21 protein-coding genes are annotated in these 25,865 nt (G+C 75.0%); 7 read left to right on the top strand and 14 right to left on the bottom strand.

Going from position 1 to position 25,865, the window contains the following annotated elements:
* Positions 1 to 337: 337 nt before the first annotated feature.
* The 4 genes from ACH495_RS04830 to ACH495_RS04845 all read left to right on the top strand — a co-directional run bounded on the left by ACH495_RS04830 (position 338) and on the right by ACH495_RS04845 (position 5,567).
* On the top strand, positions 338 to 4,093 hold the full coding sequence (locus ACH495_RS04830) for a nitrate- and nitrite sensing domain-containing protein (RefSeq protein ID WP_396856385.1): 3,756 nt from the start codon (positions 338 to 340) through the stop codon (positions 4,091 to 4,093).
* Positions 4,090 to 4,494, top strand: coding sequence for a roadblock/LC7 domain-containing protein (locus tag ACH495_RS04835; RefSeq protein WP_013731521.1), 405 nt, complete (start codon positions 4,090 to 4,092; stop codon positions 4,492 to 4,494). The genes ACH495_RS04830 and ACH495_RS04835 overlap by 4 nt, the downstream gene beginning before the upstream one ends.
* Positions 4,495 to 4,594: 100 nt before the next feature.
* Positions 4,595 to 4,972, top strand: a complete 378-nt coding sequence (locus ACH495_RS04840; protein ID WP_107157253.1) for a DUF742 domain-containing protein — start codon at positions 4,595 to 4,597, stop codon at positions 4,970 to 4,972.
* 1 nt (position 4,973) lies between these two features.
* Positions 4,974 to 5,567 (top strand): ATP/GTP-binding protein, encoded by a 594-nt coding sequence (locus tag ACH495_RS04845; RefSeq protein WP_107157178.1) that lies wholly within the window; start codon positions 4,974 to 4,976, stop codon positions 5,565 to 5,567.
* Between the two features lie 116 nt (positions 5,568 to 5,683).
* Here ACH495_RS04845 and ACH495_RS04850 read toward each other — a convergent pair whose 3' ends face one another.
* The 3 genes from ACH495_RS04850 to ACH495_RS04860 all read right to left on the bottom strand — a co-directional run bounded on the left by ACH495_RS04850 (position 5,684) and on the right by ACH495_RS04860 (position 10,531).
* The gene (locus ACH495_RS04850; protein ID WP_396856386.1) at positions 5,684 to 6,904 is read right to left on the bottom strand and encodes an ABC transporter substrate-binding protein; all 1,221 of its coding nucleotides are present in this window, start codon (positions 6,902 to 6,904) and stop codon (positions 5,684 to 5,686) included.
* Between the two features lie 124 nt (positions 6,905 to 7,028).
* Positions 7,029 to 9,497: a transposase gene (locus ACH495_RS04855; RefSeq protein ID WP_396856387.1), complete on the bottom strand. Its 2,469-nt coding sequence runs from the start codon at positions 9,495 to 9,497 to the stop codon at positions 7,029 to 7,031.
* Positions 9,498 to 9,535: 38 nt separating this feature from the next.
* The gene (locus ACH495_RS04860) at positions 9,536 to 10,531 is read right to left on the bottom strand and encodes a DNA primase (RefSeq protein WP_396856388.1); all 996 of its coding nucleotides are present in this window, start codon (positions 10,529 to 10,531) and stop codon (positions 9,536 to 9,538) included.
* A gap of 116 nt (positions 10,532 to 10,647) precedes the next feature.
* Between ACH495_RS04860 and ACH495_RS04865 the strand changes: the two genes are divergently transcribed.
* Positions 10,648 to 10,989, top strand: coding sequence for a PadR family transcriptional regulator (locus ACH495_RS04865; protein ID WP_396856389.1), 342 nt, complete (start codon positions 10,648 to 10,650; stop codon positions 10,987 to 10,989).
* A 10-nt stretch (positions 10,990 to 10,999) separates the two neighbouring features.
* Here the strand turns inward: ACH495_RS04865 and ACH495_RS04870 are convergent, their stop codons facing one another.
* From ACH495_RS04870 to deoC, 10 genes are all read right to left on the bottom strand, one after another.
* Entirely contained in the window at positions 11,000 to 11,695 is a 696-nt protein-coding gene (locus tag ACH495_RS04870) for a permease prefix domain 1-containing protein (RefSeq protein ID WP_396856390.1), read from the bottom strand.
* A gap of 57 nt (positions 11,696 to 11,752) precedes the next feature.
* Positions 11,753 to 13,531 (bottom strand): thiol reductant ABC exporter subunit CydC, encoded by a 1,779-nt coding sequence (gene cydC, locus ACH495_RS04875; RefSeq protein WP_396856529.1) that lies wholly within the window; start codon positions 13,529 to 13,531, stop codon positions 11,753 to 11,755.
* Positions 13,532 to 13,649: 118 nt separating this feature from the next.
* Positions 13,650 to 15,323: a thiol reductant ABC exporter subunit CydD gene (gene cydD / locus ACH495_RS04880; RefSeq protein WP_396856391.1), complete on the bottom strand. Its 1,674-nt coding sequence runs from the start codon at positions 15,321 to 15,323 to the stop codon at positions 13,650 to 13,652.
* Complete coding sequence (locus ACH495_RS04885; protein WP_396856392.1) at positions 15,320 to 16,327, bottom strand: cytochrome d ubiquinol oxidase subunit II; 1,008 nt, start codon at positions 16,325 to 16,327, stop codon at positions 15,320 to 15,322. Before ACH495_RS04885 ends, cydD begins: the two co-directional genes overlap by 4 nt.
* A gap of 11 nt (positions 16,328 to 16,338) precedes the next feature.
* Positions 16,339 to 17,586 carry a cytochrome ubiquinol oxidase subunit I gene (locus ACH495_RS04890; RefSeq protein WP_396856393.1) on the bottom strand — a complete coding sequence of 416 codons (1,248 nt, stop codon included), beginning with the start codon at positions 17,584 to 17,586 and terminating at the stop codon, positions 16,339 to 16,341.
* Positions 17,587 to 17,687: 101 nt separating this feature from the next.
* Complete coding sequence (locus ACH495_RS04895) at positions 17,688 to 18,593, bottom strand: M56 family metallopeptidase (protein WP_396856394.1); 906 nt, start codon at positions 18,591 to 18,593, stop codon at positions 17,688 to 17,690.
* A gap of 10 nt (positions 18,594 to 18,603) precedes the next feature.
* Positions 18,604 to 19,071: a BlaI/MecI/CopY family transcriptional regulator gene (locus ACH495_RS04900; RefSeq protein WP_396856395.1), complete on the bottom strand. Its 468-nt coding sequence runs from the start codon at positions 19,069 to 19,071 to the stop codon at positions 18,604 to 18,606.
* A gap of 149 nt (positions 19,072 to 19,220) precedes the next feature.
* Positions 19,221 to 20,045 (bottom strand): aldehyde dehydrogenase family protein, encoded by an 825-nt coding sequence (locus tag ACH495_RS04905; RefSeq protein WP_396856396.1) that lies wholly within the window; start codon positions 20,043 to 20,045, stop codon positions 19,221 to 19,223.
* Positions 20,038 to 21,468: an aldehyde dehydrogenase family protein gene (locus tag ACH495_RS04910; protein WP_396856397.1), complete on the bottom strand. Its 1,431-nt coding sequence runs from the start codon at positions 21,466 to 21,468 to the stop codon at positions 20,038 to 20,040. Before ACH495_RS04910 ends, ACH495_RS04905 begins: the two co-directional genes overlap by 8 nt.
* Before the next feature lie 5 nt (positions 21,469 to 21,473).
* Positions 21,474 to 22,433, bottom strand: coding sequence for a deoxyribose-phosphate aldolase (gene deoC / locus ACH495_RS04915; protein ID WP_396856398.1), 960 nt, complete (start codon positions 22,431 to 22,433; stop codon positions 21,474 to 21,476).
* 136 nt (positions 22,434 to 22,569) lie between these two features.
* Here deoC and upp point away from each other — a divergent pair, with 136 nt between their 5' ends.
* Both upp and ACH495_RS04925 read left to right on the top strand, forming a co-directional pair.
* Positions 22,570 to 23,202 carry a uracil phosphoribosyltransferase gene (gene upp / locus ACH495_RS04920; RefSeq protein ID WP_396856399.1) on the top strand — a complete coding sequence of 211 codons (633 nt, stop codon included), beginning with the start codon at positions 22,570 to 22,572 and terminating at the stop codon, positions 23,200 to 23,202.
* Between the two features lie 206 nt (positions 23,203 to 23,408).
* On the top strand, positions 23,409 to 24,107 hold the full coding sequence (locus ACH495_RS04925) for a GPP34 family phosphoprotein (RefSeq protein ID WP_396856400.1): 699 nt from the start codon (positions 23,409 to 23,411) through the stop codon (positions 24,105 to 24,107).
* A 68-nt stretch (positions 24,108 to 24,175) separates the two neighbouring features.
* On the opposite strand, the gene ACH495_RS04930 is transcribed toward ACH495_RS04925, so the two are convergent.
* A complete protein-coding gene (locus ACH495_RS04930) occupies positions 24,176 to 25,840 on the bottom strand; it encodes a phospho-sugar mutase (protein ID WP_396856401.1) in 1,665 nt (554 codons plus the stop codon).
* Positions 25,841 to 25,865: the final 25 nt, after the last annotated feature.

Here is a 25,865-nt window from a genome sequence, read left to right on the forward strand (position 1 = left end):
CGTTTCGGCGTGGGCACGTAGGGTCATCGCCGTCCTTGTAGAAGTCGTCCAGACAGAGCACCGGAAGTCCGGTTCGGTGCGCTATGTACGACTTTCCGGAGCCGGATGGGCCGGCGAGGAGGACGACGCGGTGCGGGTGTTCCATTACCTTCAGTGACTCCGGCCAGACGGATTGCTATCAAATTGCATCAACATCTCATCACACCTCCGGTGAGGGACAACCTGGGCTTTCTCTTTGCGGGGCGGCGTGATGGAATCTCGGAGGTCCGACCCGCCGGGTCGGACGCTCGGCGTTGCCCGCAGGTGACGCCGGACGCGGTTTTGCGAGGGCGGTGACGTGAGCAAACGGCCAACGACGGCGGGCTCCTTCCTGTCGCGCCTGCGCCGGCCGGCGAGCCGGCTGCGCGACATGCCGATCTGGTCCAAGCTCGGTCTGATCATGATCGTGCCGACCATCGCCACGGTCGTGGTGGGCACCAGCGGTCTGGTCGACCACCTGGAGACGCTCAACAATGCCAACCGGGCCGGCGACCTGGCCAGCCTGATCGGCTACTCGGGCGAACTGGCCGACACCATGCAGGACGAGCGGGTCGGCTCGGTGCTCTTCCTCGGTGCGAAGGAAGTCCAGACCCGGGCGCAGTACCAGGAGGCCTACAACCGGGCCAACCAGCGGGTGGACCAGGCGAAGGGTCCCTACCTGCGACAGCGGGGCGAGATCGACGACCTGCCGCGCAACTTCGCGGTCCGGCTGAACGAGATCGACGACCAGCTCAAGGACCTGCCCGCGACCCGCAGCCAGGTGCTGAACGGCAAGCTCAAGATCGACGAGGCGGAGAAGGCGTACGAGCGCCTGATCAACGACCTGCTGTCGATCCGCGACTCGGGCACCCAGCTCGCCGGTGACAACGACCTCAGCGACCGGATGCGCGCCGCGGGCGCGGTGGCCCGGCAGAAGGAATACCTGGCCCAGCGTCGGGTGGTCGTGCACCAGGCGCTCACCCAGGGGCAGTACAGCCCGGCGCTGCGCGAGCAGTTCATCGCCAGCGGCACCGCCCAGGCCCAGGCGCTCGCGACCTTCCGGTCCGTCGCCACCCCGGCCGACTCCGAGTTCTTCGACCAGACCGTCGAGGGCCCCGACCTGCGCAAGGCGGACAACCTCACCGGCTTCATGTCGGCGAACAACAGCGGCTCGATGAAGAACGTGCCGTTCGGGCCGGACCAGTGGGACCAGGCCATGGTCGGCAACGCCAAGCTGCTCCGCGCCGTCGAGTCCCGCCTCGACGGCAACGTGGTCCGGCAGGCCGACCAGCTGCGCTCGGACACCCAGCGCCAGGTGTTCCTGGAGACCGGCCTGCTGCTCACCATGCTGCTGCTGGCCATCCTCTTCGCCTACCTGGTCGCCCGCTCGATGGCCCGCTCGCTGCGCGACCTGCGCCAGGGCGCCCTGTCGGTGGCCCAGTACGGCCTGCCGCAGGCGGTGGCCCGGCTGCGCGACCCGCAGGTGACCGGTCAGCTCTCCCCGGTGCAGCTGGCCAACCAGATCGCCGAACCGCTGCCGGTGCGCAGCAAGGACGAGTTCGGCCAGGTGACCGAGGCGTTCAACGCCGTCCACCTGGAGGCGGTCCGGACCGCGGCCGAGCAGGCCGCCCTGCGCGCGTCCGTCGCGACCATGTTCGTCAACCTGGCCCGCCGCTCGCAGATCCTGGTCGACCGGCTGATCGGCCACCTCGACCGGCTGGAGCGCGGCGAGGAGGACCCGGACCGGCTCGCCGAGCTGTTCCAGCTCGACCACCTGGCCACCCGGATGCGCCGCAACGACGAGAACCTCCTGGTGCTCGCCGGCGCGGACTCCACCCGCGTGCAGCGCGAGCCGGCCGCCCTGATCGACGTGCTCCGCGCCGCCCAGTCCGAGGTCGAGCACTACACCCGGATCGAGTTCGGCGTGATCGACCGGGACATCGAGGTCGCCGCGCACGCGGTCAACGACCTGGTGCACCTGGTCGCCGAGTTGTTCGACAACGCCACCGCGTTCTCGCCGCCGGACTCGCACGTGATGGTGGAGGCCCGCCGGGTCGGCGACCGCGCCTCCCTCTACGTCGAGGACCGGGGCATCGGCATCAGCGCCGACCAGCTCCACGACCTGAACGAGCGGCTGGCCACGCCGCCGCAGGTGGACGTGGCCGTCTCCCGGATGATGGGCCTGGTCGTGGTGGCCCGACTGGCCGCCCGGCACGGCGTCCGGGTCGAGCTGCGTCCCGCCGCCGACCGGGGCACCGTCGCCGACGTGACGCTGCCCACCACGGTCCTGGTGCCGCGCGCTCTCGCCGGCCGGAGCGGCCCGACGCCCGCCCTTCCCGCCGCCGGTCCGCAGCAGCCCGGCCCGGCGCCCGCCTTCGGTCAGCCGGGCGGTGCGTTCGGTCAGCCCGGCGGTCCCGCGCCGGCCTTCGGCCAGCAGGGCGGCCCGGCGCCGGCCTTCGGCGCGTTCGCCGCGCTCGGCAACGGCCCGCACACCCCGCCGCCCGCGCCGCACCCCGGCACCTCCGGCAACCAGGTCACGCTCGGTGGGCGGTCCTTCGACCCGGCGCACCGCAACGGCGCCGGCACGCCGGCCAACGGCGGTCGCGCCATGCCGGCCTGGTCCGACCTGACCGGGGCCAACGCGAACGCCGGCGACGGCTACCCGCCGCGGTCGTCGAACGGCCAGCCGGTCGACCCGCTGCCCCAGCGGCGTCACCCGGGCGAGGGCGACCCGGGCACCAGCGGCCAGCAGCCGATGATCCCGCGGCAGCTGCCCAGCAGCCCCGAGGCGCGGCAGTACACGCCGCCGCCGGTGTCCGCGCCGCCGGTCCCGCCGGTGTCCGCGCCGCCGCTGCCACCGGTCTCCGGCGCCCCGGTGTCGGGTAACCCCTACCCGGGCCGCCCGGTCTCGGCCGTGCCGGTCTCCGGCCACCCGGTCTCGGGCGACCCGTACCCGGGCCGTCCGGTGTCGGGCGACCCGTACCCGGGGCGTCCGGCCTCGGGGGACGCGGACCCGTACCCGGGCCGTCCGCTGTCGGCGGCGCCGGTCTCCGGCCACCCGCTCCCGACCCGTCCGGTGTCGGCCGTGCCGGTGTCCGGCCAGCCCGAGGGTGGGAACCCGGTCTCCGCGCCGCCGGCCGGCCAACTGCCGTCGCGTCCGGCGCCCGCGCCGCACGTCGGCGCTCCGCCGGTCTGGCCACCGGTCGCCCCGGCCACGCCGGCTCCGGCTCCCGCGGTGCCCGAGCAGCTCTCCGCCGGCCTGGACATGACCACCGAGCTGCCGCGGGTTCCGCGGGCGGAGACGCCGTCCGCCGCCGCCCAGCAGCCCGCGGCCCAGCAGCCCGCCGCCCAGCAGCCGGCACCCGCGCCACGTCCGGCCGCGCCGCAACCGCAGCAGGCCGGCAACCGCCAGCGGTACGCGGACGAGACGATGGAGCTGCCGATCTTCCGGGAGCTCGAGTCCGCCTGGTTCCGCACCCGCCGGCCGGGCCCGACCGACGAGGCGGCGGCCCCGGCCACACCGGCGAACGGCGCCGCGACCCAGCAGTTCGCCAAGGTGGACACCGCCGGCCGGCCCGTGCCGCAGACGACATCCGCAACGACAGGCAACACACCGATGGCACCGACTCCGACAACCGGCGGAGCGCCGCGGGACAACCGGTCGGCGAACGGCACCGGTCGTCCCGCGTACGCCGGCGGGTTGCCCACCCGGCAGCCGACGGCGCCGCAGCAGTCCTCGCCCTGGCAGACCGCGGCCGACGACGGCTGGCGGGCCGCCTCGGCCGCGACCGAGGTGCCGGTGGCGGAGACCACCCGGAAGGGCCTGCCCAAGCGGACGCCGATGGCGCAGCTCGTGCCGGGCAGCATCGACAAGCCGTCGCCGGTGGCCCAGCGGCGGACGCCGGAGGCCGTCCGGGGTCTCCTCTCGGCCTACCATCGGGGCGTACAGCGGGGGCGTAACCACCCGACCGACAGCAACACGACCGGCCCGGAGGGCACTCCGGGGCGGCAGCAGTCCTCGCAGTCTGGCTCAGGCCCGGTGGCCGGGAGCGGGCAGAAGGAGCAACAAGGATGACTAGTACGCAGGATCTCGGATGGCTGCTCGCCAACTTCGCCGACCGGGTGCCCGGTGTGGCGCACGCGGTCGCGGTCTCGGCCGACGGCCTGCTTCTCGCCTCGTCCCGTGACCTTCCGCGGGACCGCGCCGACCAGCTCGCGGCGATCGCCTCCGGTCTGGTCAGCCTGACCCAGGGCGCGGCGCGCTGCTTCGAGGGCGGGGCGGTGCTGCAGACGGTGGTCGAGATGGACAACGGCTTCCTGTTCCTGATGTCCATCTCCGACGGCTCGTCGTTCGCGGTCCTCGCCGCGCGCAGCTGCGACGTGGGCCAGGTCGGCTACGAGATGGCCCTGCTCGTCGACCGGGTCGGCGACGCCCTGACCCCACAGCCGCGTACGGCTGTGGGGATGATGGGCTGAATGACGCGCTGGCCGGTGGGTCAGGAGCGGGAACAACCAGGACAGCGACGGATGTCACCGGGGCGAGCCGGTGCCGGGTGCGAGGGAGGTGAGCGGCGACATGGCGGATCGTGACGAGCCGACCGGAGCGTTGGTCCGGCCGTACGCCGTGACCCGTGGTCGTACCCGTCCCCGGCTCGACATCGCCCTGGAGGCACTCGTCGAGACGACGGTGCGCGGCCGAGCGATGGCCACCGGCAACGGTGGCCAAGGCCGTGAACACCAGTACATAGCCGCGTTGTGTGACGGACGCGTGCAGTCGCTCGCCGAGATCGCGGCGCGGATGCAGCTTCCGCTCGGCGTGGCCCGGGTGCTCATCGCCGACATGGCGACGGATGGCCTGGTCGCAGTCCACGAGCCGACCATTCTGGACGACTCTGACGACGCGGTGGGCACTGAATTGCTGGAGAGGGTGCTGAGTGGACTTCGCAGGCTCTGACATGTCGCACCGGCCGCCGGCCCCGAGCGGGCGCGTGACGTCGGCGAAGATCGTTATCGCCGGTGGTTTCGGCGTCGGCAAGACGACGCTGGTCGGCTCGGTCTCGGAGATCACGCCGCTGACCACGGAGGCGATCATGACCTCCGCCGGCGTCGGCGTCGACGACACCCGGCAGGTGCCGGGCAAGACGACGACCACGGTGGCGATGGACTTCGGTCGTATCTCGATCGACCGTGACCTGATCCTGTACCTGTTCGGTACGCCGGGTCAGACGCGGTTCTGGTTCATGTGGGACGAGTTGGTCCGGGGAGCGATCGGCGCGGTGGTGATGGTCGACACCCGTCGGCTCGCCGACTGCTTCGCCGCCATCGACTTCTTCGAGCACCGGCGGCTGCCGTACCTGGTGGCCATCAACTGCTTCGACGGCATGCAGTACCACGACCCGCAGGACGTCCGGGACGCGCTGGCGATCTCCCGCGACGTGCCGGTGGTGCCCTGCGACGCCCGTAACCGGGAGTCGACGAAGCACGTGCTGATCTCGCTGGTCGAGTACGTGCTCACCATGCGGCGTTCCCGGGCCGTCGCGCCCGCCTGACCGACGCGCGGAAGCGCCCGATGGCCGTGGGCCACCGGGCGCTTCCTGCCGTCCGCCGCCGGACGTGGGACGAGGCCACCCCGCACCGTCCTGCCGGGACCGTGCGGGGTGAGCGGTCAGGCGTACCGGGTCCAGCTGCCCTGGGACACCCGGTAGATGCCGAGCGAGTCGACCTCCATGCCCCCGTGCCGGTCCGCGCTGAACGCGTACCCGCCGGCGATGCCCTCGGTCATCTGGGTCTGCAGGAACGCCCGCAGCCGGCCCCGGTCGAGGCTGGTCGCCTTCCGGGCCGCCGCCGCGAGGAGTTGGAGCGCGTCCGCCGCGTACGGGGCGAAGCCGACCGAGGTGCCGTGCCGCTGGGTGTAGCGGTAGTCGAAGTCCCGCCGGGCCACCTGTGCGCCGCTGGTGGCGGTCAACGCGGAACCGCCCAGGCAGGCCGGGTGCACGGCGTACGCCCCCTCGACCGCCTTCGCGTTGGCGCCGCGCAGCGTGTCGTCCACCACCGCGCCGGCGTCGAAGAAGATCGTGCCGCGGTGACCGGCCCGCCGCAGCTCCCGGGCCGCGTCGCCGGAGTCGGGCGCGGTGCCCCAGACGATGACGGCGTCCGGGTCGCCGGCGGTGGCGCGTTCGGCGGCGGCGCGGAAGCTCTGCCCGGTCTCCGGCAGCCGCAGCGCGCGCGTCAGCTCCACGGTGCTGTTGCCCAGGGCCTCCCGCAGCGCCCGTACGCCCGAGTCGCCGTGCGGCCCGTCCGAGGCCAGCAGGGCCACCCGGCGGATCCGCTGGGACTCGAGCAGGTCCGTCATCCGGCGGGCCACGTCGATGCCGTCCGGAGTGAGCTTGAAGCTGAACGTGCGGTCGGCGAGCGGCAGCACGATGCGGTCGCCCTGGCCGAGCGCCAGGAACGGCGTCTTGAGCCGCTGGGCGGCCGTGGCGAGGGCCGTCGCCGTCTCCCCGAGGACGCCGCCGATCAGCGCATGCGCCCCGGCGCGGGTCAGGTCGGCGGCGTGCCGCGCGGCGACCTGCGGGTCGCTGCCGTTGTCCCGGATCTCCAACCGGACCGTCCGGAGCAGATTCCCGACCGGGATACCGGACCGGTTCAGCGACTCCGCCGTGATCTCCAGGGCCCGACGCTGGACCACGCCGAGCGCCGCGCCGCGACCGCTCAGCTCCAGGCTGACGCCGACGACCAGGTTCTGGTCACCGGGCGCGCTGCTGCTTCCGCCCTCGTCCGGCCGCTGCCCCTGCGGCCCGCAACCCGCGAGCAGCAGGCTGCCGGCCGCGCCCGCCAGGACGCCCCGACGGGTGAGCACGGTGGAGTCGAATGCCGGTGTCGCCAATGGAGTCGCCTTCCCACCCCGGCGAACAGGCGCCGCCGCTGGTCCGCCGGGTATGTTCCCGGCCGGCCGGACCCGACGTCAAATCGTCCGGGTGTGGGTAGGAACACGCCACCGGCGGCCCGGGTCAGGACCGGTAGCCCGCGGAACGGAACTCGTATTCCCGCTCGTCGTCGCGGTCGCCGGTGTCCCGGCTGAAGTCCCAGCCGCCGGCCGCCTCGCGACCGGGGCGACCGCCGACGGCGAAACCGCCGATCTCCTGGCCGCGACGCCAGCCCCGGAAGTAGCCGGTGGTGTTCTCGGCGAGGCTGGCCGCGTTGCGCACGATCCGCAGTGGACGCTCCTCGCGCAGCGGGGAGCCCGGCACCAGGTTGGCCTGCGGGACCCGCTTGGGCAGGCCCGCCTTCGTCTCCGCACCGATCGACGGGCGGGCCGCCTGCTCGGCGGCCTGCCAGCCGGTGTCGGCGGTGGACGTCCACTCCAGGTCGGCCTCGTCGCCGTGCCCGACGAACCAGGCCGACTTGGCCTGCGCGAAGATCAGCAGGTCGCCGTCACCCTCGTCGGAGACCGGCGGCGGCCGGTGCTCCTTCGGCGCGGGACGCCGTTCCAGCGGGGCGGGCAGCTCGGCGCGGGGTGCCGGCCGGCCGGCGTTGCCCCGGTCCACCAGCCGCAGCGGCGGATTGTCCAGCCCCGGGTCGGTCGGCCGCTCCGCCTCGGCGCGCTGCGCCCGGTCGGCCAGCGGCGGGCGCTCCGGCTCGCCGCGCAACGCCCGGTCGGCCAGCGGCGGCGGCTCCACCAGCCGCAGCATCGGCGGCTCCGGCGGCAGGTCGTCGGCGAGCCACGGTGGCGTGACGCGACCCGGGTCGCTCGGCGCGTCCACGCTCCGCCCGTACGGGTAGGCGGGTGCCTCCCGCTCCCGGTCGGCCTGGTCGTCGCTGTTGTTGACCAGCGGCCAGTTGGCGCGGGAACCCGGCGGGGCGGGCTCCGGCGCCGACGGACGCGCGGTCGGCACCGGAATGCTCAGATCGGTGGCGCTGAACCCGCCGGTCGGCGGCTCCGCGGCGGTCGGCCTGGGGCGCGGCGGGATGACGGTGCGCTGCCGCTCGGCCCGGGCCTTGTTGATCGCCGCGGTGGTCAGCGTCGGCCGGAACGGCTCGCCGGCCTCGGCCGGAGGCACCGTGCCACGCGAGGACGGGGGGATCGGCGTGATCCCCGGCGGCGGCGGGGGCGGCGCGGAGACCGGCCGGTTGGTCGGCCCGTCCACCCGCGACGGCAGGGGCGCGCCGGTCGGCTCGGGACGGCTCGGCGGCGCGGAGGTCGGCCGGCCCAGCGACGCGGCCGGGGCGACGGGGGTGACGGGTGCGGGGGCGACCGGCGGCGGCGTGACCGGCGCGGGCGCCACCGGCGGCGGGCCGAGCGGGCGGGGCACGGTCGGGCCGGTCGGCCCGGAGACCGGTTCCGGGCGGCTGCGCCGGCCACCGGGGACCGGCTCGGGGCGGCTGCGGCGGCCCGCCGGCTCGGTGGCGTCGAGGTCCGGCTCGGGGCGGCTGCGGCGGCCCGCCGGCTCGACGAGCGGCTCGGCCTGGGCCGGGCGGACCGGGCGCAGCCCCGCGGGCTGCGTCACGGCCAGCTCGTCGACCTGCTCGCCGCGGCGGGCGGCGGCCCGCCGACCGGTCGCCGGGGTCGGCGTGGTGCGCTCGGCCAGCGCGCCCACCAGCGCGTCGCAGCCGGCGTCCAGGGCGCGGACGGAGGCGACGGCCTGCCGCACCGTCTCGGCGACGGCGGCGGTGAGCGACCGGTTGACGGTGGCCCGGCGGGGCGTCTCGGAGATGGCGACGCGGAGCGCGGTCACCGCCTCGGTGACGGTGTCGGCGTCGGCCAGGCCCTCGGCGGCCAGGTGCGCGGAGACCGCGTCGGCGGCGGCGCCGAGGTCACGGCCCCGGCCCGAGGTGCCGGTCAGCATGCTCGGCTCGGGCAGCGCGTCGAGGACCGCCAGCGCGACCGGCTCGGCGGGATCGGGGTACGCGCGCAGCGCGGCCGGGTAGAGCTCGCGGAGCACCTCGCGCAGCGTCACCGCGGCCGAGTGCCGCCCGCTGGCCAGTGCCGCGTGGGCGGAGAGGACCTGCTTGTAGCCGGCCAGGTCACGCGGTGCCGGGAGCGTCACCGCGGAGAGCGCGCCGGCCTGGAGCGCCCGGGCCAGCCCGACCGCCCGGCGCTCGGCCGGCGGGGACTGCATCTCCTCCAGCGAGTCGTCGTCGGCGAACCGCTCGGCGAAGTCGTCGACGGAGTCGTCGTCGGCGATCGCCAACGGCCGACCGGCGGCGCTGAGCAGCGAGGTGACGGTGTGGTCGTCGCTGTCCGCGGCGATGGCCACGCCGCTCGGTCCGCCGGACCGCTCCACCAGCAGCGTGACCAGCCGGGCGTAGCCGGCGGGCTCGTCACCGATCTCACAGACGTGCAGCAGACGGCCTGCGTCGTCGACCACAGCGGACGTCAGCGTCGTTCCGGCCGAAGCCGTTCGGTCGGCCGGATCTGCCGAGGCCAGACCGCAGTACACGCGCACGAGCGCCACAGCGTCGTCCTCCTCCCGGGACACAGGTTGCTCTGCCAGAGACTGATGCTCCCCGGTCCGGGTCAGTCGCGCCAGTCCACAACGGCAGAGATCTTGCCGACAATGGTGCGCCAACCCAGACTTGCGGTTTGTGCCCCGATTTTCTTCAGCCGGCGACGACCCAGGAAACCACCGACCCCGCCGTTGACGGAAGCGCGCAGCGCCTCGTCCAGATCGTCCAGGCTGGAGCCGGCGGAGAGCATGTCCAGGACGGCCGGTAACCGCAGGGCGTACGCCAGGTCACGGGCGACTTCGCCGGCCTCGATCAGCAGCGCCGGATCCCACGCGTCGTGCCCGCCGCGCAGGTTCTCCACCACCAGGTCGAGCTCGTACGTGTCCTCGTCCAGCGGGGCCACGTCGGCCGGTTCGAGCCGTTCGGACAGTTCATTCCAGCTGTCCAGTTGAGAGAGGTCGTTGGGCGCGCCGGAACGGATGAAGGTGACGAGCGATTCCGGGGTCTTGAAGAGCAGCAGCCGCCCCTTGTGGGTGAGGAAGACCGGCACCTCCTCGTCACCCGCGGCGTCGTCGTCCTCGTCCGCCTCGTCGTCGTCCTCGGCCTCGGCCTCGGCGGCGGTGTCGGCGGCATCCGGGTCGGTGTCGGCGTCGGCCTTGCCGCGGCGGCGCTCCCCGTCGGGCTTTCCGTCCTCGTCGTCCTCCTCGGCGGAGAGGGCGGCGAACTCCTCGTCGAGGATCACCACCTCGTCGTCGTCCTCGGTCTCGACGACCTGGCGGCGGGCCAGGAAGGGGTCGTCCTGGTCGCGCTCGGCGACGTCGGTCGGGGTCAGCTCGCGCGCCGGCCGGTAGGCCCGCAGCGTGAAGCCGGTGCCGGCGGGCAGGGCGATCTCCACCGGGTCGATCCGCACCTCGTCCCAGAGGGCGCGGTCCGCCGCCGGGCGGTCGACCTCGACCTCGTCTGCTGCGGCCGAGGCGTCGGTGTCGTCGAGCTCGGGCTCGTCGGCGTCGGGCCGTTGGGGCGACTGGCGGGCCACGCTGACCTCCGTGTGCGTTCGGTTGCCCACCCGACGGCGTCGCGCCGCCGAGTGACTCTGCGCACATACCCTAGTGGGCAACCGGTTCCCACCGGGAGCCGCACCCCGGTGGCGTCCCGAACGCCCGACAAGTAGGCTTTCTACGCATGAAGGCGCAGGCGCTGCACGGACACCTGGACGCGCTGCTGCTGGCCGTGCTGGAGCAGGGCGCGCAGCACGGCTACGCGATCATCGAGGCGTTGCGGGCGCGCAGCGGCGGCACGCTGGACCTGCCCACCGGCACCATCTACCCGGCGCTGCGCCGGCTGGAACGCGCCGGCCTGGTGGCCAGCACGTGGAGCACCGTCAACGGCCGGGACCGCCGCACCTACCAGCTCACCGACGCCGGCGGCCGGGCACTCGCCGGGGAACGGGCCGGGTGGCGCGAGTTCAGCGCCACCGTCGGCCGCTTCCTCGGCCCGGCCGAGCCGCCGGCGACGCCGGCCTGAGCCGCCATCGTCACCCGCTGGCGAACCGCGGGGCGCGCGCGCTGAGCAGCCACCAGCGGGCCGACCGGGCCAGCGAGAACCAGGCCGCCGACGCCAGCACCGCCCCGATGATCATCGGTGGCCAGGTCAGCGCGGCATCCCACAGCCGGACCGACCAGCCGAACAGGACACCGCCGGCGAGCGCGCCGACCAGCAGCCCACCGGTCAACCCGAAGCCGGCCGCGCGGGCCGACCGGACGAGCCCTGGCGAATCCCGTCGGGCGGCGAGCGCGCCGAGCGCCAGCCCGGCCAGCGCCAGCCCCGCGATCACCCCCCAGATGCCGTGCATCGACGTGGCGAGCAGCAGGTAGCCCGCCGGCGGTCGGGGGCCGCCGCTCCAACTGGACCCGTGCCAGGTCAGATCACCGGCGGCGATCAGCACCACCGCGACCGCGAGCGTGCGCAGCGCCAGCCCGCGCAGCGCGCCGGCGGCCAACTCGGCCTGGAAGCCGGGCGCGAGCTGGGCGACGGTGCCGAACTCGGCCACCGCCCGCCGCTCGGCCTCCACCCGCGGCAGACCCCCCTCCCGGTACGCCTCGGCGGCGTCCTCCAGCGCGTGCCGCGCCTCGGTCAGCAGGTCGGCCTTGAGCCGGGTCGGCCCGTGCAGCCGCCCGGACAGCTCACGCAGTCGGTCCTCGACCCGTGCCGCACCGTGCTCCACCCGCATGGCACCAGCCTGCCACCGCCGGTCGACCGCCGCGTCGGGGAAATCCCCGGAGCCGGCTCAGGACGTGAACGCCAGATAGCCGCGCTCGGCCGCCTCCTGGCGCAGCCACTGGTCGCGGTACCAGCCGGGGCGTGCCACCAGCTCTTCGTGCCGGCCGCGCTGCACCACGCCGCCGCCCTCCAGCACCACGATCTCGTCCAGCCCGGCCAGGCCGCTGAGCCGGTGGCTGATCAGCAGCACCGAGTGTCCGGCCGGGGTGGCGGCCAGGGTGGAGGCGAGCACCGCGTCCGCCGCCGCCGGGTCGAGGCCCTCGGTCGGCTCGTCCAGCACCAGCACCGGCGGTGCGGCCAGCAGCGCCCGGGCCAGCGCCAACCGCTGCCGCTGCCCGCCGGAGAGCTGTGCGCCCTGCTCGCCGACCACGGTGTCCCAGCCCTCGGGCTGGTCGCGTACCCAGTCCAGCAGCCCGGCCGCCCGGGTCGCGTCGGCCAGCTCCGCCTCGCCGGCGTCCGGGCGCCCGAGCAGTAGGTTCTCCCGCACCGTGGCGTGGAAGACGTACGCCTCGGCGAGCAGGCCGCCGACCACCCGGGGCAGGTGCCCGGCCGGGTGGTCCGCCACCGGCACGCCGCCGACGGTGACCCGGCCGGCGTCGGGGCGGACCGCGCCGGTGAGCACCGCGGCCAGCGTGCTCTTGCCGGCCCCGCTCGGCCCGACCACGGCCACCCGGCGACCCGCCGGCAGGTCCAGGTCGAACCCGGCCAGCGCGGGCGCGGCGCCGGCCCGGTAGCGGACCGTCACCCCCTCGAACCGCACGTCGTGGCCGTCCGGTGTCGGTGCCGGGACGCCGGACGCGGCCGGGGTCGCGGGCTCGGTGAGCAGGTCGGCGACCCGGGTCAGCCCGGCCCGGAGCTGGGTCCGTTGCCGGGCGGCGGCGATCAGCCCGAGAGCCACCTCGACGGCGGCCAGCGTGCCCACCGCGAGCACCCCGACCAGCACCCCGCCCACGCCGGCGCGCAGCGCCACGACCACCACGGCGGCGGCGGTGAGGCCGCCCACCAGCACGCCGGTCCCGTCCACCGCGAAGCCGACCGCGGCGAGCCGGCGTTCCAGCCGGGCCAGCCGCCCGGCCCGCCCCTGCGCGGCGGCCAGCGCGGCGGCGGTCGCCCCGAACGCGGCCAGGTCGGCGGCGCCGTGGGTGAGGTCGACCGCGTCCACCGCGAGCGCGCCGCGCAACGGGGCCACCTCGTCGGCGGCCCGGCGGGTGAGTCGGGTGGCCAGCGCCGGCAGCGCCACCCCGGCCACCAGCAGGCCGGCCGCGAGCACCCCGGCGGCCGGCGGTGAGATCAGCGCGGCGGCACCGACGGCGAGCAGGCTGACCAGCGCCGCCGCCGCTCCCGGCACGAGCACCCGCAGGAGCAGGTCCTGCGCCGCCTCCACGTCGGACACCAGCCGGCTCAGGGCGTCGCCGGTGCGCCGGTCGGTGGCGTCGCGCCGGGCCGCGAGCGTGGCGAACACCCGGGCCCGGACGTCGGTGATCATGCGGAGTACGGCGTCGTGCCCGGCGAGTCGTTCGGTGTAGCGGAACACGCCCCGGCCGACCGCGAGCGCCCGGACCGCGACGATGGCCACGGTGAGCCGGTCCAGCGGCGGCCGGCCGGCGGCGCTCATCAGCAGCCAGGTGGCGGTGGCCATCAACGCCAACCCGGCGAACTCGGTGGCCGCGGCGAGCAGCCCGGCGCCCAGCAGCCGGCCCAGGTACGGCCGGGCCAGGCGCAGCACCGCCCGCTCGGCGCCGGGACGGATCGGTGCCGGCGGCTCCGGCGAGCCGGACGGCTCCACCGGGACCCCGGTCGGCCCGGCGGGCACCCGCCCCACCGGCGTGACGCCGTCGCCGGCGGTCACCGGGCCACCGCCGTGCGGGCGTCGCGGCCGGTCACCGTCGTGCGGGCGCGCGGGGTCACCGGGTCACCGCCGGGCCGGTGGCGGTCGGGCGCAGTTCGGTGACCCGGCCGTCGGAGACGCGCAGGATCCGGTCGGCGTCGGCCAGCAGCGCGGGCCGGTGCGCGACCAGCAGCGCGGTCCGGCCGGCGACCAGCCGGCGGGTGGCGTCCAGCACCACCGCCTCGCTGGCGCTGTCCAGCCGGGCGGTCGGCTCGTCGAGCAGCACCAGGGGGGCGTCCCGGAGGAACGCGCGGGCCAGCGCGACGCGCTGCCGCTGCCCGCTGGACAGGCCGTGGCCGTGCTCGCCGAGGCGGGTGTCGAGCCCGTCGGGCAGCGCGGTGACCACCTCGTCCAGCGCGGCGTCGGTGACGGCGGCGGCCAGCGCGTCCGGCGGCGTGTCCGGCGCGCCGAGGCGGATGTTGTCGGCGAGCGAACCGGCGAACAGGTGCGCCCGCTGCGGCACCCAGGCCACCTCGCGGCGCCAGGCGGCCAGGTCGGCGCCGGCGAGGTCGACGCCGTCGACGGTGACCCGCCCGGCGGTCGGCGCGACGAAGCCGAGGAGCAGGTTGAGCAGCGTGCTCTTGCCCGCGCCGCTGGGGCCGATGATCGCCACCCGGTCGCCGGGCCGGATGGTCAGCGTGACGTCGCGCAGCGCGGTCGTCCGGTCGTACGCGACTGTCACGCCCTCGAAGCGGATCTCGCCGCGGCCGTCCGGCGTCGCGGCCCCGGCGGCGGCCGGCGTGGTGGTCGCGGACAGCGTGAGCGCCTCGTCGAGCGCGGTGAGCCCCTCCATGCTGGCGTGGAACCGGCTGCCGGCGGCCCGCAGCGGCAGGTACGCCTCCGGGGTGAGCAGCAGCACCAGCAGCGCGGTGGAGAGCGTGATCCCGCCGCCGAGCAGCCGGAGCCCGACCGGCACCGCGACCAGCGCGACGGAGAGCGTGGCGATCAGCTCCAGCACCAGCGCGGAGAGGAACGCGATCCGCAGCGTCCGCATGGTGGCCTCGCGGTGGCCGTCGGCCATCCGGCGCACCACGTCGACCTGGGCCCGGGCCCGGCCGAACGCGCGCAGCGTGGGCAGCCCGGCGACCATGTCGAGGAAGTGCCCGCCGAGCAGCGACAGCCGCCGCCACTGCCGTTCCGTGGCGGCCTGCGCCTGCCAACCGAGCAGCGCGCCGAAGATCGGGATGAGCGGGAGGGTGAGCGCGATGATCAGCGCCGAGCTCCAGTCGGCGAACACGACCCGGGCCAGCACCGCCGCCGGCACTGTCACGCTCAGCACGAGCTGCGGCAGGTAGCCGGTGAAGTAGCTGTCGAGCGCGTCCAGACCGCGCCCGGCCAGCGTGGCGAGCTGCCCGGCCCGCCGGCCGGCGACCCAGGTGGGGCCGTGCCGGCCGACCGCGCGGAGCAGGTCGGCCCGGAGCGCCGCCTTGACCGTCGCGGCGGCCCGCGCCGCCACCGTGCCCTGCGCCCAGCTCACCAGCGCCCGGGCCGCGACCGCCGCCAGGAAACCGGCCAGCGCCGGCCGGTGCAGCCGCCCGTCGATCGCGGTGGCCAGCAGCGTGGCCAGCGCGGTGGCCTGGGCGACCACCAGCAGCGCGGTCAGGCCGCCCAGCACCGCGAGCACGGCGAGGTCGCGCCGGGCCGCGGGGACCCGGCGCAGCAGACGCGGATCGAACGGGCGGCGGTTCACCAGTACACCGGTGCCCGGCCGTCGATTCGTCCTCGGAACACCCACCAGCACATCGCCTGAAAGCCTAGTAGGGCCGGCACGAGCGGCAGCACGAGCCAGCCCAGCAGCGCCAGCGTCGGCCGGCTGGCGGCGGCCCCGGCGACGGTCAGCGAGGCCGCCGGGTCACCGGTGGCCACCAGGATCCGGGGCCAGAGCGCGGCGCCGACCAGCGGCGCGGGCAGCGCCAGCGCCGTCGCGGTCGCCGCGAACGCCACCGCGGCCCGGCCCCGGCGCAGCGCCGCGCGGGCCACCAGCAGCGCCGCCACCAGCGCCAACGGCAGGAGTACGGCGAGCGCCGGTCGCGCCACGGCGGCGCGTACCCGGTCGGAGAGCAGGCCCAGGACGGTGGTCGTGGCGACCGCGGTGAGCGCGGCGGGCACCAGGCCGCGGGCCAGCCGGGCGAGGGCCGGTGCGTCGGCGGGCGGCAGCCGGAGCGTGAGGAACGTCGCACCGTGCACCGCGACCAGGGCGAGCAGTGTCAGCCCGGCGGCGGCCACGAACGGGGTGACCACGTGGCCGACGCCGGCCACGTGCCCGTCGGCGGTGAGCGGCACGCCCTGGAGCAGGCCGCCGAGCAGCGCGCCCCAGCCCAGCGCCGCGAGCACGCTGCCGACCACCACCACCCGGTCCCAGCCGGCCCGGGCGGGGCCGCCGGTCGGTCGGCTGCGCAACTGCACGCCGGCGGTCACCAGCACCACCCCGGCGAGCGCGCCGAGCACCACCGGGTAGAAGCCGGCGAGCAGTTCCCCCTCCAGCGTGGGGAAGGCGCCGAACAGGATGCCGACGGCGGCCACCAGCCAGACCTCGTTGCCGAGGAAGAACGGCCCGACCGCGGTGAGCGCGGCCCGACCGGCGCCCGCTCCCGTGCGCCGGGCCAGCAGCAGGCCGACGCCGTAGTCGTAGCCGCCGAGCACCAGGTAGGCGGCGAAGAAGAGGCCGAGCAGGGCGTACCAGGCGAGTTCCACGGCGGGCTCCCTCAGGCGAACACGGGCTGGTGGTGGGCGTCGGTGTCGGGCGCGGGCGGGCGGCCCAACGCGGGATCGACCGCACCCCGGGCGGCGTGCCGGGCCAGCAGCGTCCCGTTGGTGACCGCGAGCGCGCCGAGCAGCAGGCCGAACCCGATCAGCGAGGTGAGCATCAGCCCGGGCGACACCGGCGAGACGGCCTGCGACGTGGGCAGCAGCCCGTACGCCACCCAGGGCTGGCGGCCCACCTCCCGGGCGATCCAGCCGAGCAGCACCGCCACGAACGGCAGCGGCAGGCCGAGCAGGACCAGCCAGAGCGGGAACCGCAGTCGGATGATCCAGTCGCGGAAGAGCAGCGGCAGCAGCAGCCAGACGCAACCCAGCGCGAAGCCGATCAGGATCATGAAGCCGAGGCCGACGCTGGACAGCACCGGCGGCTCCCAGTCGCCGGGGCCGAACCGGGCGGTCCAGTCGGCCACCATCGCGTCCCGCCCCGGGCCGCCGCCGAACTTGGTGGGCTGGAGCTGACCGACCGGGCCGAACTGGGCGAAGCCGAAGCCCTGTAACGCGCTCACCGCGAGCGCCGCGGTGACCAGGCCGAGCCGCAGCGAGGTGCGGAACAGCAGGAAGTCGGGGGTACGCCGGAGCAGGTGCCACGCGCTGACCGCGGCCATCAGCAGCCCGCCGGTGACCAGGCTCGCGGACACCACGTGGCCGAACGCGAAGCCGAACGTGGGGTTGGTGACCAGCGCGCCGAAGTCGGTGAGGTGGGCGACGCCGTCGCGTACCTCGTAGCCGACCGGGTGCTGGAGCCAGGCGTTCGCCACCATGATCCAGAACGCCGAGGCGTACGCGGTGAGCGCGACGCCCCAGAGCAGCGCCAGGTGCACGCCGCGCCGCAGCCGGTGCCAGCCGAAGATCCACATCCCGAGGAACGTGGACTCCAGGAAGAACGCGACGAGCGTCTCGATGGCCAGCGGCGCGCCGAACACGTTGCCCACGTAGCGCGACAGGCCGCTCCAGTTCAGCCCGAACTGGAACTCCATCACGATGCCGGTGGCGATGCCGAGCACGTAGTTGATCACGTAGAGCTGGCCCCAGAAGCGGGTCAGTCGCTCGTAGACCGGCTTGCCGGTGAGGTAGCCGGCGGTCTGGAGCCCGACCAGCAGGGTGACCAGGCCGAGCGTGACCACCACGAAGAGGAAGTGGATCGAGGTGGTGGTGGCGAACTGGAGGCGGGCGAGGAGCAGGGGGTCCATGGCGCGTTCTCCCACGGGTTGGCTCGCTTGTCGTAGTGAGGCTACACGTAGTTTTACTACCTATCAGGGCACCCGGACCCGGAGATGGCCCGTAGGGGTCCTCAGCTCAGGAAGAGGGAGATCGGCAGCGCCACCAGCGTGCCGGCGACCGCCAGCGCGGTGGCGCCCAGCACCCGGGGCGGGCGGTCCGCGACCAGCAGCCGCTGCACCCGTACGTCGAGATCACGGTCGCCGATGCCGAGCGTGCCGGCCGGCGTCACCCGGTGCCCGGCGGCGGCGAACCGGCGCAGCGCGCCGGCCAGCGGCTCGTCCGCGTGCAGCTCCCGCGCCTTGTCGTCGGCGCGCATCTCGACCAGCAGCGCCACCCGCGCGTGCGCGTCGCGCACCCAGCGGAACCAGGGCAGCGCCCGGCACAGCGCGGTGAACGGCAGCAGCACCAGATCGTGCCGCTCCTGGGCGTGCGCACGCTCGTGGGTGAGCACCGCCGCCAGCTCGGCCGGAGCCAGCAGGTCGACCGTGCCGGCGCTCACCACCACCCGGGGACGCACCCCGGGCAGGCAGTATGCCGCCGCGCTCGGATGGTCGAGCACCAGCGCGCCGGGCACCGTCGGATCGCGCCGGGCGACCAGGCTGAGCAGCTCCCGGTGCCGACGCTGGGCGCGAACCGCACCGTGCACGGCCCGCACGGTGGTGGTGACCAGCACCGCGCCGATGCCGAAGCCGACCCCGACGAGGCTCAGGTGCACCGCGCCCACCCCCGCCGGCAGCGTGCCGTGGGCCAGGTCGTCGCCGAGCGCCAGCAGCGCGCTCCCGGTCGGCCGGCGGTAGGCGGTGAGCCCGACCGCCATCGGCAACCCCATGGCGGAGAGCCCGAGCGCCAACCCGACCGCCTGCCAGCAGACGATCGCCACCCGCGGCGCGCGCCACGTCCACCGCGCGGCGGCGAGGACCTGCGCGGTCAGCCAGCAGGCCAGAATGGTCGCGGCGAAGTGCACGGCGTACGCCACGGCGGTCGCCCTACCGGTCCGTCGCCTCGTCGAGCGCCGGCCCACCAGCCCGCGGCTCCTCGATCCGCCCGCTCGCCCCGGCGCCGGCGGACCGGGCCGGGCCGGCGTCGGCGAGTCCGGCCTCGGCGGCGAGGGCGGAGCGGAGCACGTCCGCCTCCGTCCCGGTCACCGAGCGGGCGAAGCGCACCAACGCCGCGTCCCGACTGCCGCCGAGATCGAGCGCGTCGAGCATGAGTTGGGCGATGTGCGCCTCCCGGGTGGCGGCCGGCCGGTAGCGCCAGGCCCGCCCCTCCCGCTCGCGCTGCACCATGCCCTTGCCGGCGAGCCGGTCGAGCACCGTCATCACCGTGGTGTAGGCCAGCTCGCGCCCGTCCAGCGCGTCCGCGACCTCGCGCACGGTCACGCCGTCCGACGCGGCGGGCACCGCGTCCCACAGCACGTCCATCACCGCACGCTCAAGGTCCCCCAGCCGAGTCACCCGTCAATCCTACCCCCCGTAGTAGACCCGCCCACGCCCCCTCACCCCCCGCCCTGCTCTCCCCTGATTCACGGAAAGAGTGGCCATCCAGGCGCGGATGGCCACTCTTTCCGTGCATGTGCGCGGATCGTTCGAGGGATGCGGCGGGGTCAGACGCCCTTGGGGTGCCAGACGGTCTTGGTCTCCAGGAGGGTGGTCATCCGGGTCAGGCCCGGGTCGGCGTGCCAGTCGTGGTCGGCCGGGGCCGGCCGGAGCACCCGCTTGAGGTTCTCCGCGGCCTTGACCTCCAGCTCCGTCGCCAGGTCGGCGTCCGCGACGCCGGTCAGGTCGATCGCGTTGACGTCCATGTGCGCGGCCAGCGTCGGCGCCGTCTCGGTGATCCTCCCGGTGAGGATGTTCACCACGCCACCCGGCAGGTCGGAGGTGGCCAACACCTCGGCCAGCGTGACCGCCGCCAGCGGCGCCGCCGGGGAGGCGACCACCACCACCGTGTTGCCGGTGACGATCGCCGGGGCGATCACGCTCACCAGGCCGAGCAGCGCCGGCGCCTCGGGCGCCACCACGGCCACCACGCCGGTCGGCTCCGGCGCGGAGAGGTTGAAGTACGGCCCGGCCACCGGGTTCGCGCCGCCGTAGACCTGCGGGAGCTTGTCGGCCCAGCCGGCGTACCAGACCCAGCGGTCGATGGCCGCGTCGACCTCGTCGGCGGACGCGCCCAGCGCCACGAACTGGTCGCGCCGGCCCTCCAGCATCTCGGCGACCCGGTAGAGGATCTGACCCCGGTTGTACGCGGTCGCCCCGGCCCAGCCCTTCACCGCGGCCCGGGCGGCGACCACCGCGTCCCGCGCGTCCTTGCGGGAGGCCAACGACACGTTCGCGGATTGCACGAGATACGACCGTCCCGACTCGCTGCGCGGGAACTTCCCGCCGATGAAGAGCTTGTACGTCTTGCGTACCGCGACCCGCTCAGACATTGAGGTACGCCTCCAGCCCCTGCCGGCCGCCCTCGCGACCGTAGCCCGACTCCTGGTAGCCGCCGAACGGTGAGGTCGGGTCGAACTTGTTGAACGTGTTGGCCCACACCACCCCGGCGCGCAGCCGGTCGGCCACCCACAGGATCCGGGAGCCCTTGTCGGTCCAGACCCCGGCCGACAGCCCGTACGGCGTGTTGTTGGCCTTCTCGACGGCCTCCGCCGGGGTGCGGAACGTCAGCACGGACAGCACCGGGCCGAAGATCTCCTCGCGGGCGATCCGGTGCGCCTGGGTGACCCCGGTGAAGATGGTCGGCGCGAACCAGAACCCGCGGTCGGGCAGCTCGCACGGCGGCGACCAGCGCTCGGCCCCCTCGGCGGCCCCGACGTCGGACAGTTCGCGGATGCGGGCGAGCTGCTCGGCCGAGTTGATCGCGCCGATGTCGGTGTTCTTGTCCAGCGGGTCACCGACCCGCAGTCGGGCCATCCGGCGCTTGAGCGACTCCAGCACCTGGTCGGCGACCGACTCCTGGACCAGCAGCCGGGAGCCGGCGCAGCAGACGTGCCCCTGGTTGAAGAAGATGCCGTTGACGATCCCCTCGACCGCCTGGTCGATCGGGGCGTCGTCGAAGACGATGTTGGCGGCCTTGCCGCCCAGCTCCAGGGTGAGCTTCTTGCGGGTGCCGGCGACGGCACGGGCGATGGCCTTGCCGACCTCGGTGGAGCCGGTGAACGCGACCTTGTCCACGCCCGGGTGCTCGACCAGCGCGCGGCCGGTGTCGCCGGCGCCGGTGACGATGTTGACCACGCCGGCCGGCAGGTCGGCCTGCTGGCAGATCTCGGCGAACAGCAGCGCGGTCAGCGGGGTGGTCTCGGCTGGCTTCAGCACCACCGTGTTGCCGGCGGCGAGCGCCGGGGCGATCTTCCAGGCGAGCATGAGCAGCGGGAAGTTCCACGGGATGACCTGCGCGGCCACGCCGAGCGGCTTCGGGTCGGCCCCGAAACCGGCGTGCCCGAGCTTGTCGGCCCAGCCGGCGTAGTAGAAGAAGTGCGCGGCGACCAGCGGCAGGTCGACGTCGCGCGACTCCCTGATCGGCTTGCCGTTGTCGAGCGACTCCAGCACGGCCAGCTCGCGCGAGCGCTCCTGGACGATCCGGGCGATCCGGAACAGGTACTTGGCCCGGTCCCGGCCCGGCATCGGGCCCCAGACCTTCTCGTACGCCGTCCGGGCGGCCCGGACGGCGCGGTCCACGTCCGCGCTGCCGGCCTCGGCGACCTCGGCCAGGACCTCCTCGGAGGCCGGGTTGATCGACTTGAAGGTGCCGCCGTCGGCCGGGTCGACGAACTTTCCGTCGACGAAGAGCCCGTACGAGGGCTTGAGGTCGACCACCGAGCGCGACTCGGGGGCGGGTGCGTATTCGAACATCGCGTTCAGTCCAGGGTGAAGTAGTCGGGGCCGGCGTAGACACCGGTCGTCAGCTTGGTGCGCTGCATGAGCAGGTCGTTGAGCAGGCTGGACGCGCCGAACCGGAACCAGTCCGGGTCGAGCCAGTCGGCGCCGACCGTCTCGTTGACCATGACCAGGTACTTGATCGCGTCCTTGGTGTTCTTGATGCCGCCGGCCGGCTTCACGCCGACCTGCCGCCCGGTGGCGGCGCGGAAGTCGCGGACCGCCTCCAGCATCACCAGCGTCACCGGGAGCGTGGCCGCGACCGGGACCTTGCCGGTGGAGGTCTTGATGAAGTCGCCGCCGGCCAGCATGGCGAGCCAGGAGGCGCGTCGCACGTTGTCGTAGGTGGCCAGCTCGCCGGTCTCCAGGATCACCTTGAGGTGCGCGTCCCCGCACGCCTCCTTGGTGGCCACGATCTCGTCGTACACCTCGGCGTAGCGGCCGGCCAGGAACGCGCCGCGGTTGATCACCATGTCGATCTCGTCGGCGCCGGCCGCGACGGCGGCCCGGACGTCGGCGAGCTTGATCTCCAACGGCGCCTGCCCGGACGGGAACGCGGTCGCCACGCTGGCCAGGTGCACGCCGCTGCCGGCCAGCACCTCGGCCACGTACGGGACCATCGCCGGGTAGACGCAGACCGCGCCGACGTGCGGGCAGGACGGGTCGGACGGGTCGGGGCGCAGCGCCTTGGCGGCCAGCGCCCGCACCTTGCCCGGGGTGTCCGCCCCTTCCAGGGTGGTCAGGTCGACCATCCGGATGGCCAGGTCGATCGCCTGGGCCTTGGCGGTGGTCTTGATGGAGCGGGTGCCGAGCTGGGCCGCCCGCTGCTCCGCGCCGACCTGGTCCACGCCCGGCAGGCCGTGCAGGAAGGTCCGCAGAGCGGTTTCGGATCGTCCCAGCTCGGAGAGGTCCGACCGGGCCGACGTCGCTGTCGCCGTCATGCCCCGAATAGTACGCACCCGCGAGTCGAGTGATCTTGGTCACGGCGAAGCGGTCGTGGGTGCCGCACGTGAGCGGCGTCGCTGGTCCGCCCGCACCCGCCGTACGCCGGGCCGGGGACCGGTAGGTTGAGCGATCGTGGACGTACACGTCATTGACCATCCGCTCGCCCAGACGCGGCTGACCGCCATGCGGGACGCTCGGACCGACTCGTCGTCGTTCCGGGCGGCGCTGCGCGAACTCACCACCATGCTGGTGTACGAGGCCGCGCGCTCCTTCCCCGTCGAGAACTACTCGATCCAGACCCCGGTCACCGCCACCGAAGGCACCCGGCTGGCCAACCCGCCGCTGCTCGTACCGGTGCTGCGAGCCGGTCTCGGCATGGCCGACGCCGCGCTCGCCCTGGTGCCCGAGTCGTCGATGGGTTTCGTGGGCCTGGCCCGCGACGAGGAGACGTACGAGCCGCGGGCGTACATGGAGTCGCTGCCCCGGGACCTCAGCGGCCTGCCGGTGCTGGTGCTCGACCCGATGCTGGCCACCGGGGGCTCGCTGGAGCACTGCTGCCGGCTGCTCGCCGACCGGGGCTGCACCGACATCACCGTGCTCTGCGTGCTGGCCGCCCCGGTCGGCATCGAGCGGCTGAAGCGCAGCGGCCTGCCGCTGCGCCTGGTGACGGCGAGCATCGACGAGGGCCTGAACGACCGCATGTTCATCGTCCCCGGCCTGGGCGACGCCGGCGACCGCCAGTTCGGCGGCATGCCCCGCTTCTGACCCCCACCCACCCATTCCACCCCGCCCCACCCCGCCCTCACGTCGCCTGATTCACGGAAAGTGGCCCCATTCCCCCTCGAATAGGCCCTCTTTCCGTGAAACAGGCGGGGGGAGAGCGGGGGAGAGCGCGGGGGGAGCGCGGGGGGAGGGGGCGACGGCGGGGAGTTGGTGCGCGAGGGTGCGGGGAGGCGCTAGCGTTCCGGGCCATGACTGGTGTTGCGCTCGCCGAGGAGTTGCTCCTCCTCGCGTATGACGACGAATCCGGCAAGGCCGCCATGCCGCGGATCAGCCTGGACCTGGGCATGGCCGCGGCGGTGCTGGTCGAGCTGGCCCTGGCCGGCCGGGTCGCGTACGCGGACGGGAACCTGGCGGTGGTCGACCCGGCGCCGACCGGCGAGCCGATCGCGGACGCGGTGCTCGCCAAGATCGCCGCGGACACGCCGCACACGCCGTCCTCGTGGGTCCAGCGGCTGCGACACGGGCTGCGCGACCGGATCCTCGGCGACCTCTGCGAACGGGGCGTGGTCCGCGACGTCGACGAGACCGAGCTGGGCTTCATCCACGTGCACCGCTACCCGGTGGCGGACGGCTCGGTCGAGGCGGACATCCGGGGCCGGCTGGCCGACGCGCTGACCAGCGGGCAGCTCCCGGACGAGCGGACCGCCGCGCTCGCCACGCTGGTCGCGGTGCTGCGGATGGAGCCGGCGCTCGGGCTCACCGGCGCCGCCGCGGACGACGCCGGCAGGCGGCTGGAGGAGATCGCGGCCGGCGCCGGGTTCTCCGGCACGGTGAGCCTGGACGACAGCGTGGTACGCCCGTCGGTGAGCCTGGTCATCGCCGCGCTCGCCCAGGCCGTCGACGCCGCCCTCGGCAAGCGGCCCGTGCAAGGCGGGGGCCCCGCTTAACGTTTTCGGTAGAGGAAGGGGCCCCGCTTAACACCTGGTGTTAAGCGGGGCCCCTTCCTTGCATCCGGTTACAGGCCCAGGGCGGCGGCGATCTCGGTGCGCAGCTCGGTGACGGCCGCGCGGGCCCGGCGCCGGGCCGCCGGGACGTCGCCGTCGGTCACCGGCGCCACCACCTCCAGGTACGCCTTGAGCTTCGGCTCGGTGCCGGAGGGCCGGATCACCACCCGGGCGGCGTCGGTGCGCAGGATCACCACGTCCGCGTCGGGGAGCAGGTCGGACGCCTCGGCGACCGGCTGCCCGAGCAGCGCGGTCGGGGTGGCCGCCCGGATCCGCGCCATCGCGTCCGCGATCACCCGCAGGTCCTCCACCCGCACCGAGAGCTGGTCGGTGTGGTGCACGCCGAACTCGGCGGCCAGCTCGTCCAGCCGGTCGGTGAGCGTACGACCCTGAGCCTTCAGGCCGGCGGCCAGCTCGGCGACGGTCAACGCGGCGGTGATGCCGTCCTTGTCCCGGACGTGGCCGGGCGCGACGCAGTAGCCCAGCGCCTCCTCGTAGCCGTACACCAGCGGCTCCCGGCCGCCGCCGGCCCGGACGATCCACTTGAACCCGGTCAGCGTCTCGTCGTAGGGCAGCCCGCGCGCCTCGGCCATGGCCCGCAGCAGCGTCGACGAGACGATGGTGGTGGCGTACAGGCCGGTCACGCCGCGCCGCATCAGGTGGTCGGCGAGCAGCGCGCCCACCTCGTCGCCGCGCAGCATCCGCCAGGACCCGGCATCGCGTACGGCCACCGCGCACCGGTCCGCGTCCGGGTCGTTGGCGATCGCCAGGTCCGCGCCGGTGCGGTCGGCGAGCGCTACCAGCAGGTCCACCGCGCCCGGCTCCTCCGGGTTGGGGAAGTTGACGGTCGGGAACGCCGGATCCGGTTCCGCCTGCTCGGGCACCACCCCGGGCACGCCGAAGCCGGCCCGCGCGAACGCGGCGGTCAGCACCGCCGCGCCCACCCCGTGCAGCGGCGTGTACGCCACCTTCAGGTCGCGCGGCCCGGCCGGGTCCACCACCGCGGCGGCCCGGTCCACGTACGCGGCGACCAGCTCGTCGCCGAGCACCTGGCCGGCCGCGCCGAGCGGCACCTGGGCGAGCGGGCCGACCGCGCGGATGGCCGCCTCGATGCCGGCGTCGGCCGGCGGCACGATCTGCGCCCCCGCGCCCAGCTCACCGCCGAGCTGCGCGCCCAGGTAGACCTTGTAGCCGTTGTCCTGCGGCGGGTTGTGGCTGGCGGTGACCATCACGCCGGCGACGGCGCCGAGCTGCCGCACCGCGAACGCCAGCACCGGCGTGGGCAGCGGGCGGGGCAGCAGCAGCGCCGGCCGACCCGCGCCGGTGGCCACCTGCGCGGTGCGCTCGGCGAACGCCCGCGAGCCGCGCCGGGCGTCGTACCCGATCACCAGCGGGCCCTCGCCGCCCTGGGCGGCGAGCCAGCCGACCAGCCCGGCGGCGGCCCGAGTGACCACGGCGAGGTTCATCCCGTTGGGCCCGGCGCGCAGCGGGCCGCGCAGGCCGGCGGTGCCGAACGTCAGCGGGCCGGCGAACCGGTCGGCCAGCTCGGCGGCCGTGCCGGGCAGCCCGTCGAGGACGGCGCGCAGCTCGTCCCGGTCGGCCGGGTCGGGGTCGTCGGCGAGCCAGCGCTCGGCTGAAACGCGAAGGTCGTCAAGGTCAGTGGTGTCCGCCGCCATGGCCTCTTGATAGCACGGCGGCGGA

Source organism: Micromonospora sp. NPDC018662 (genome assembly GCF_044391475.1).
Lineage (GTDB): Bacteria > Actinomycetota > Actinomycetes > Mycobacteriales > Micromonosporaceae > Micromonospora.